Origin of the sequence: Rhodococcus sp. BS-15, assembly GCF_000813105.1 — a bacterium.
Lineage (GTDB): Bacteria > Actinomycetota > Actinomycetes > Mycobacteriales > Mycobacteriaceae > Rhodococcoides.
Genome location: NZ_BAOX01000250.1, coordinates 1 through 7,332 on the forward strand (window position 1 = coordinate 1; position 7,332 = coordinate 7,332).

Sequence of the window (7,332 nt, forward strand, 5' to 3'; positions counted from 1 at the left end):
GAGGGCGAAGCCCGCCGTCAGCGACATCGCGGCACGGCGCGCGCCGGCACCGGGTTTGGCCGTGGCATCTCGGCTGGAGAGCTCCTTGACCCAGCTGCCGCCCACAGCCATACCGATTCCGAGCGCGATTCCGCTGAGCACGCGGCCGCCGAACAACAGGTACGCGTTGTCCGGTCCGAGCGCAATCAGGATCGAACCGGCCGCGGCAATTGCTGGGGCGGGCAACATGATCGGGCGTCGACCGAGCCGATCCGAGAGCGGACCGCAGATCAGCATCGCCGGAATGATGCCCAGGACGTAGGCGAACAAAAACGTATCGACCACCACGGCCGAGAAGCCATGATCGAGCCGATACATCACCAGCAACGGTGTGAACTCGTTGCCGCCCCACGCCACGGCGAACATGCCCGACGCGACCAGCAGCCAGCGTCGTGCAGTCAGCTCGATGTCTCGATCGTTCGTGAGCGTTTCGCTCATCGTGCTCCCCCTCTGTCCGGTCGTAGGCCGTGCACCCCGAGCATGTGTTGTTCGACGGCCCGCTCGAATCCGTCTGCGTCGCCGGCCTCGATGAGGTCGGTGAGTCGGCGATGGTCGTCGACGATGCGTGAGATCTGACCCGGATCACGCGTCACCGAGGCTGCCGTCATCCGCCGCTGACGCTCGCGAAGTCCGTCGTAGAACGCGTCGAGCAACGGGTTGCCGCCGGCACGGACGACGATGCGATGGAAGTCTGCGTCGACGGCGCTGAACTGTGCGGCAGTGCCGTCCACGGCCAGCTGCTGTTGAAGCCGCAGGTTCTCGCGTAGAGCGGACACCACCGATTCGCGGGCTCTCGCGTCGTCGATGAAGGCGCGGACGCTGCCTGCCTCCACGAGGCGACGTGCGTCGACGACGCTCTCGGCCTCCCCTACCGCGATCGGCACCACCAGTGCGCCGCGCTTGGGATACAGGCGCATCCACCCCTCGACCTGCAAGCGCAGAAACGCCTCACGTACGGGGGTGCGGCTGATCTCGAGGCGGGTTGCGATCTCGCCTTCACTGACGAGCTCACCGCCGGGAAGTTCTCCCGACACGATGAGCTCCTTGACCGTCACATACGCCATGTCGGCAGCAGATTTCGTCTCGGACACAACATAGATACTAGATGCACTTCAACTGTGCACCAATTTCGCCCACCAAAGAAGTCCACTCAACGTGACATTGACCGTCGAAAAGGCCACTGAACGTCACATTGACTCCCCAAGGGCGGGTCAGGGGTCGGTCAGGGCACCCAGTGCCGTGCGGCGATGTCGTCGATCACCGGATCCCCGTCCTGCGCCGCGTCGAGTGCGTCGAGGTCGTCGCGCAGGGCGTTCAGGCGTGGGTCGTCCCCCTCGGCCTGTTCGGCGGCGGTGCCTCCGTCGTCGGCGAGTTGCGCGAGGAGTTTCGCGCGGACGCGATCCCGCAGAGAGTCGCTCATTCGTCGTCACCCTTCTTGAACACGCGGCGGGCCGTGGGGATGAGCGCGATGAGCACGCCCAGCAGCACGATGATCGAGAAAATTTCCAACAGCACAGCTACTCCTAGTCGTTTCAGGTCGGGGCGATAGCGGTGCCCCACGGGGTGTTGCGCACCACGGTGAAGACGGTCAGGGCAACGACGAGCACAGCCGTGGTGGGGCGACTCGGTCGTGGAAGTGCCAGCCGAGTTCCGGTCCATCGAGCTCGGAGCCATAACCCCCACAACCCGACGGCCACGACTACGCACACAACCGCAACGACATTGCTCGACGCGGCCGCGGCGACATCTCCGCGGGTGAGGTCGCCGAGAGCCCGGGTCGTGCCGCATCCGGGGCACCACAGTCCGGTCAGAGCGTGGAGCGGGCAGGGAAGATACGTCGAAGTTTGTGGGTCGCGGACATGCAACAGCACCAACCCACCGACAGCGGCAGCGGCCACGCCGAGGGGAGCGGCGATGCTGCGTCCTCGGGTCGGTGCCGTCATGCCCCTGAGCCTAGGAGTTTCAGGGCTCGACGACGATAGATGCCGTCATGTCCGGATGCGGGGTGCAGTGGTAGGTGAAGGTGCCCGCGGTGTCGAAGGTGTGCGTGAACTGTCCGGTCTCCATCAACGCGCTCCGAAACGAGTTGTCGTCGGCGACGACGTTGTGGGCCATGCCGCGATCGGCGAACACCCAGGTGACGGTGTCTCCCACCGAGATCGTCAACGTCTTCGGCGAGTACATCCGATCGGCGACGGTCACCTGGTTCTCGGCGACGGGTTCGGCGGGTGCGGCCGGGGTGGTTGCGGTGGAGCAGGCAGTCAGGGTCGAGGTGATCATCAGTGCCGCGAGGAGTCCGAATGCCTTCATGCGTCCGACGGTACCCAAAGGGCTCATTCCCGCCGGCCGAGGATGTATTCGGCCGTCAGGGCAATCGAACGGTCGGTGTCTCGGGTCAACTCCTGCAGGGCGCGCGAGGCTGCCGGCCCCGGGATACTCGCCAGAGCCTGGGTCACTCGTAGACGCGTCGGCACATCGCCCGGCCCGTCCATCAGCGCCGCCACGATCGAGTCTCCGGACCCCAGCACGCCAAGGGCATCGGCGGCATCCACGTCGTTGGTGCCTTCGAAGACCATCTCGATCAGCGTCGGGACCGCATCGGTCACCCCTCGCGAACCCAGTTCCAGCGCAGAAGACCGTCTGACCTGCCCGTCGTCGTGAGTGAGCGCCTCCCGCAGAACATCGGTGGCGGCGGGATCGCGAATCTCGACCAGGGTGACGACGGCGCGGCGTCGGACCTCGGGGTCCGATGAGTCCAGGCCTTCCCTGAGCGGCCCGATCGCTTCACCACCCGATCGAGCGAGGGCCCACCGAAGTGCGCCTGCCACGTTGGGCGCAGGCTCGCGCAGCACTGCTTCGGCCAATGCGTCCGCCGGAATGGGTCGATCTCCGGCAGAAGACAACGCCGCCTTCTGCCGCTTCCCGGCACTGACCGACTGCAGATCACCGAGCAGCGCGACGGTTCCGAGTACGTCCTCCCAGTCCTCGGGCCGCGGGTCGCCGATGCGACGCAACCGCGTGAGCAACTCGGTATCGCGCGCGATGCGTTCCTCCGCTCGGGCGGCGAGCTCGTCGACGAGTCCGGAGGCCGCGAAACTCGGGTCGTCGAGCGCGCGACCGACGTCGTTCAGCGACAACCCGAGCGAACGCAGCGACTCGACGTGGAAGAGGCGTCGAACATCCTCCGGGGCGTACTCGCGGTAGCCGCTGCTGCTGCGCGAGGTCGGGCGCACGAGCCCCAGCCTGTCGTAGTGCCGGAGCATGCGCGCACTGACGCCCGACCGCTGCGCCACCTCACCGATCAACATCGTTCCATCTCACCCCGCCGTGTCGACTACGCCAAGAGCATCGACACGCTTGGCCTCGAACACTGCGAACCCCGCGTCCGGATCTCGGAGCAGCGCCTCGGTGGCCAGCGCGTGGGCGCGAACGGCAACATCCTTGCTCGACGCGGCCTGGCGCACCATCGGTTCGATCACCGATCCGAGAGCAACCAGCGCGCGGCTGAGGCTTCGCTGAACGTCGTGCCCACCTCGGCCGAGTTGCGTACTCAGCATCGCCGCCAGCTGCCCTTCACTGCCTGCCGGCACCAGGACCACCGCTGCTCGCCAGGAGCTTCGTGCCACCTCGTCGTCGGCGTCGGAGATCAGGTCCTCGGTGATCACGGGCCACGCCGACGGGTCCTTTATCTTGGACAACGTGTGCAGCGCCTGGCTTCGAGCGAGGACTCCTCCGGTGCGTACCTCCTCGATCAGCCGCGGCACCGTCAGCGATGCGGGGTGGCGAATCAAGGCCCAGGTCAACATTTCCCGCACCTGAAAATCGGGTTCGACGGCGCACCGCTGCACCAGGGCGTCGAAATCCCGTGGGTCCGGTGCAGTCCCGATGTCGAGCGCGGCCCGGAGGCGGACCGACGGATTGCTGTGCTGCAGCGCTTCGTTCATGACGGTCAGCCAAGACCTTGTCACGGTGTGAAGGTCAAGCCCCATTCCGCAGCACCGATCAGAGCCGTGCGACGCAGATCGCCGGAGCCGACGAATGCGGTAGCAACCGACTCATGTCCGACGGCGTGATCACCTCCACGGTCGCCGATTCGTCCAACCGATACGGCTGCGTGGAGATGATGCCCGCGAGGTGTTTGCGTAGCCGCGACATCTCGGCCCGCACGGTGATCGCCCGGCCGTCGTCGCCGAAGAGATCGGCCGCCATCTGTGAGGCAGTCCGCCCCTGGCGATGGATGGCGAGCAGGTACAGAATTTCGGCGTGCCGGGGCGTGGGTTCGTGGGTCCACTCCCCCACCTCGCTGCGCACTTCGATGCGAGGCTTCTGCGAATTGCGCAGGTCGATGCGAATTCTCGTCGATCCGATGTCGGTGACGGACGAGTCCGCCGGGCTGGTAGGGCGCACCAGCCATCCACCGGGCAGTGGTTCGAAGTCGCACACGCCGAGGGTCGGCAGCCAGAAGCGTCCGGTCGCGAGATCCTCGGGCAGCAGGATGCGATTGCGCAGCGCCACCGATTCGACGGCCGCGACCCAGCCGTTCGCGTCGACGGCCAGGGCCGGGGACTGCAGTCGCGCGAGCATCGGTGCGGCCACCGACCGCAGTCGATCGAGTGTGCTCCGATGTAGTTCTCGCAGTTGGGATTCGGCCAACCGTGCGACGGCGTCGACCAGCGCGATGGTGGTGGGGTGCACCGTCTTGGCCGGTCCGCTGACGTCGATGGCTCCCAGTACCTGGCCGGTTCGCGGATCACGGATGGGCGCTCCGGCACAGGTCCACGAATGATGCTGCGCACATAGTGTTCGGCCGAGAAGATCTGCACTGCACGACGAGAGACCAGGGCAGTTCCGATGGCGTTGGTGCCCACCGAATCCTCCGCCCAGTTGGCCCCTTCGACGAAGCCCAGACCGTCGGCCCGGTCCAGCACCGAAGTCGATCCGCTGCGCCACAGCACCCGGCCGTTCCTGTCTGCGACGACGAGGATGTTGTCCCCGTCCTGCACCACCGATTCCAGGCCGCGAGCCAGATCGTCGAGAATGTCGAACAACCCCGATTCCCGTCGGCTGTGCTCGAGGTCGGAGACGTCCATCTGCGTTTCGGCTGGGTTCCCCAGCTCCGGGTCGATACCCAGAGTCTGCAACCGTCGCCACGAATCGCCGACAACCTCCCTCGGGCGTGCGGGCGACTTGCCGCCGTTCATGGTCGCGTCGTACACGGCAGTGAGAATCTGCGCGTAGCGGCGCGGGTCTTCGCCGGCCGCCAGCGCAGGTTCGGGACCTGTCGACTGCGTCATCACAGTCAATTGTGCTCCAGCTCACAAATCGGCATGAACGGGGGTTACCGATAGACCAGACCACCGTCGATAAACGGCGCCTGGCCCGTCATGTAGTCCGAGTCCGGTCCGGCGAGATACGAGACGAAGGCCGCGACGTCCTCGGGGGTCTGCGCGCGACCGAGAGCGATTCCGCCGACGAACTTGTCGTACGTCTCGCCTTCCGCAGCGCCGGTCAACTCGGCGAATCGCTTGTCGATGGTGACCCACATGTCGGTACCGACCACTCCGGGGCAGTAAGCGTTGACGGTGATTCCCTCGGCCGCGTACTCCTTCGCCGCCGCCTGGGTCAGGGCACGAACCGCGAATTTCGTTGCGCTGTAGACCCCGAGCATCGCGAACCCGTCGTGGCCGGCGATCGAGGACGCGTTGATGATCTTGCCCTTCGAGCCCTGTGCTTTGAATTTGGCTGCGGCAGCCTGGATTCCCCAGAGCACACCGTCGACGTTGACGGCCCAGATCTTCGCGACGTCCTCCGGTCGGACGTCGTCGAGCGGGGCGACCTGCGCGATTCCTGCGTTGTTGACGATGACGTCGAAGCCGCCGAGCGCCTCGTGGGTGTGTTCGACGGCGGCGAACACCTGATCGCGACCACTGACGTCGGCCACGAATGTCGTTGCCTTCGAGCCCGTTCCACGCACCTCGTCGGCGACGCCTGCGATCTTGTCCTCGTTCAGGTCCGCCAGGGCGATGTCGTGACCGTCGCTGGCCAACCGCAACGCGATGGCCCGGCCGATGCCCTGCCCGGCTCCCGTCACCAATACCGCGCTCATGCGGATGCTCCGGTGGAGGGGTCGACCAGGACCTTCATCTTGGTGCCCGCGTGCAGCGCCTCGAACCCGTCGTCGATGACTCCGTCGAGGGCGATCTTGTCCACCCACCCCGTCGTGTTGTAGTGGCCCTGGCTCATCAGCTCGATGACGGCCTCGTAGTCGGCAGCGGTGTAGCAGAGCGAGCCTTGAATCCGGGATTCGTTCATCACGAGCTTCTGCAGCGGTGTGGTCAAGGGCTTTTCGTAGATCGCGACGCTGACCAACGGCTTGCGCGCACCGATGCACCCGAGCGCAGTCTCGACGGCAGGTTGTACGCCTGCTGCGTCGTAGATGGCGTCGGCACCCTTGCCGTCGGTGAGGTCGGCGATGTAGGCGGGAATGTCGACGGCCGTCGGATCGAGAGTCTTCGCGCCCAGGGCCTCGATCGATGCTCGACGCGTCGGCGACGGCTCGACGACGTACACGTTGCCCAGTCCCTTGCCGCGCAGGGCGAACCACAGTCCGATGCCGATGGGGCCGGCTCCGAACACCATCGCGGTGTCCGCGGGTTTCGGATCTCCCAGTGTCGCAGCATGATAGGCGACCGACATCGGTTCGACGAGGGCTCCGAGTTCGAGGGAGACATTGTCGGGCAAGGCGTGAATCATGTCGGTGGGGACCACGGTGTACTCGGCCATTCCGCCGTCGGACATCAGTCCGTGGAAGCCGATCTGAGCGCAGATGTTGTAGTTGCCGGCCCGGCACGGTCCACAGTGGCCGCAGCGGTACAGCGGCTCGATGGCGACGCGGTCGCCCACGGCGATGCCGGTCACGCCTGTGCCGAGTTCGGTGACGGTTCCCGAGAACTCGTGCCCTAGTACCAGCGGCATCTCCTGTCCGGTCAGCGGATGCGGGGAGGTGGGGATGAAGATGGGGCCTGCGTAGTACTCGTGCAGGTCGGTTCCGCAGATTCCGTTGAACCCGACCTTGATCTTGACCTGGCCTTCACCGGGATTCGGCTCGGGTACGTCGGTGATCTCCACCTTGTTGGGGCCGTAGTACACAGCTGCACGCATCGCTTCACTCCTGATCGTCGGATGCATTCATGTCTATGTGATGCCGACCACTTCGGACAGGGTTGCAGCCTGTTGCAGTCGCGGACTCGAAATCGGGTGCAACCAGCCGCGGTGAGCGCGGTCAGCTGCACC

At 65.9% G+C, this 7,332-nt stretch carries 9 protein-coding genes and 1 pseudogene; all 10 read right to left on the bottom strand.

The annotated features are described in order from the left end of the window. Positions 1-477: MFS transporter (locus RHBS_RS21470; RefSeq protein ID WP_145977561.1), on the bottom strand; the 477-nt coding region annotated here is incomplete at its 3' end. Further along, positions 474-1,103 (bottom strand): GntR family transcriptional regulator, encoded by a 630-nt coding sequence (locus RHBS_RS21475; protein WP_183130468.1) that lies wholly within the window; start codon positions 1,101-1,103, stop codon positions 474-476. The genes RHBS_RS21475 and RHBS_RS21470, both read right to left, overlap by 4 nt. Positions 1,104-1,261: 158 nt before the next feature. Next, a complete protein-coding gene (locus RHBS_RS21480; protein ID WP_032395188.1) occupies positions 1,262-1,459 on the bottom strand; it encodes a hypothetical protein in 198 nt (65 codons plus the stop codon). Between the two features lie 112 nt (positions 1,460-1,571). After that, complete coding sequence (locus tag RHBS_RS21485; protein WP_121872117.1) at positions 1,572-1,982, bottom strand: DUF2752 domain-containing protein; 411 nt, start codon at positions 1,980-1,982, stop codon at positions 1,572-1,574. A 19-nt stretch (positions 1,983-2,001) separates the two neighbouring features. After that, positions 2,002-2,376 (bottom strand): plastocyanin/azurin family copper-binding protein, encoded by a 375-nt coding sequence (locus tag RHBS_RS21490; protein ID WP_237669541.1) that lies wholly within the window; start codon positions 2,374-2,376, stop codon positions 2,002-2,004. Continuing rightward, positions 2,373-3,347: a HEAT repeat domain-containing protein gene (locus RHBS_RS21495; RefSeq protein WP_121872115.1), complete on the bottom strand. Its 975-nt coding sequence runs from the start codon at positions 3,345-3,347 to the stop codon at positions 2,373-2,375. The genes RHBS_RS21490 and RHBS_RS21495 overlap by 4 nt, the downstream gene beginning before the upstream one ends. 9 nt (positions 3,348-3,356) lie before the next feature. Beyond that, positions 3,357-3,983 carry a HEAT repeat domain-containing protein gene (locus RHBS_RS21500; RefSeq protein WP_220709160.1) on the bottom strand — a complete coding sequence of 209 codons (627 nt, stop codon included), beginning with the start codon at positions 3,981-3,983 and terminating at the stop codon, positions 3,357-3,359. 58 nt (positions 3,984-4,041) lie between these two features. Then, positions 4,042-5,333 (bottom strand): annotated as a pseudogene (locus RHBS_RS21505) (GAF domain-containing protein). 44 nt (positions 5,334-5,377) lie between these two features. Continuing rightward, positions 5,378-6,145, bottom strand: a complete 768-nt coding sequence (locus RHBS_RS21510) for an acetoin reductase (RefSeq protein ID WP_121872112.1) — start codon at positions 6,143-6,145, stop codon at positions 5,378-5,380. After that, positions 6,142-7,200 carry a 2,3-butanediol dehydrogenase gene (locus RHBS_RS21515; RefSeq protein ID WP_121872939.1) on the bottom strand — a complete coding sequence of 353 codons (1,059 nt, stop codon included), beginning with the start codon at positions 7,198-7,200 and terminating at the stop codon, positions 6,142-6,144. The genes RHBS_RS21510 and RHBS_RS21515 overlap by 4 nt, the downstream gene beginning before the upstream one ends. Positions 7,201-7,332 lie beyond the last annotated feature (132 nt).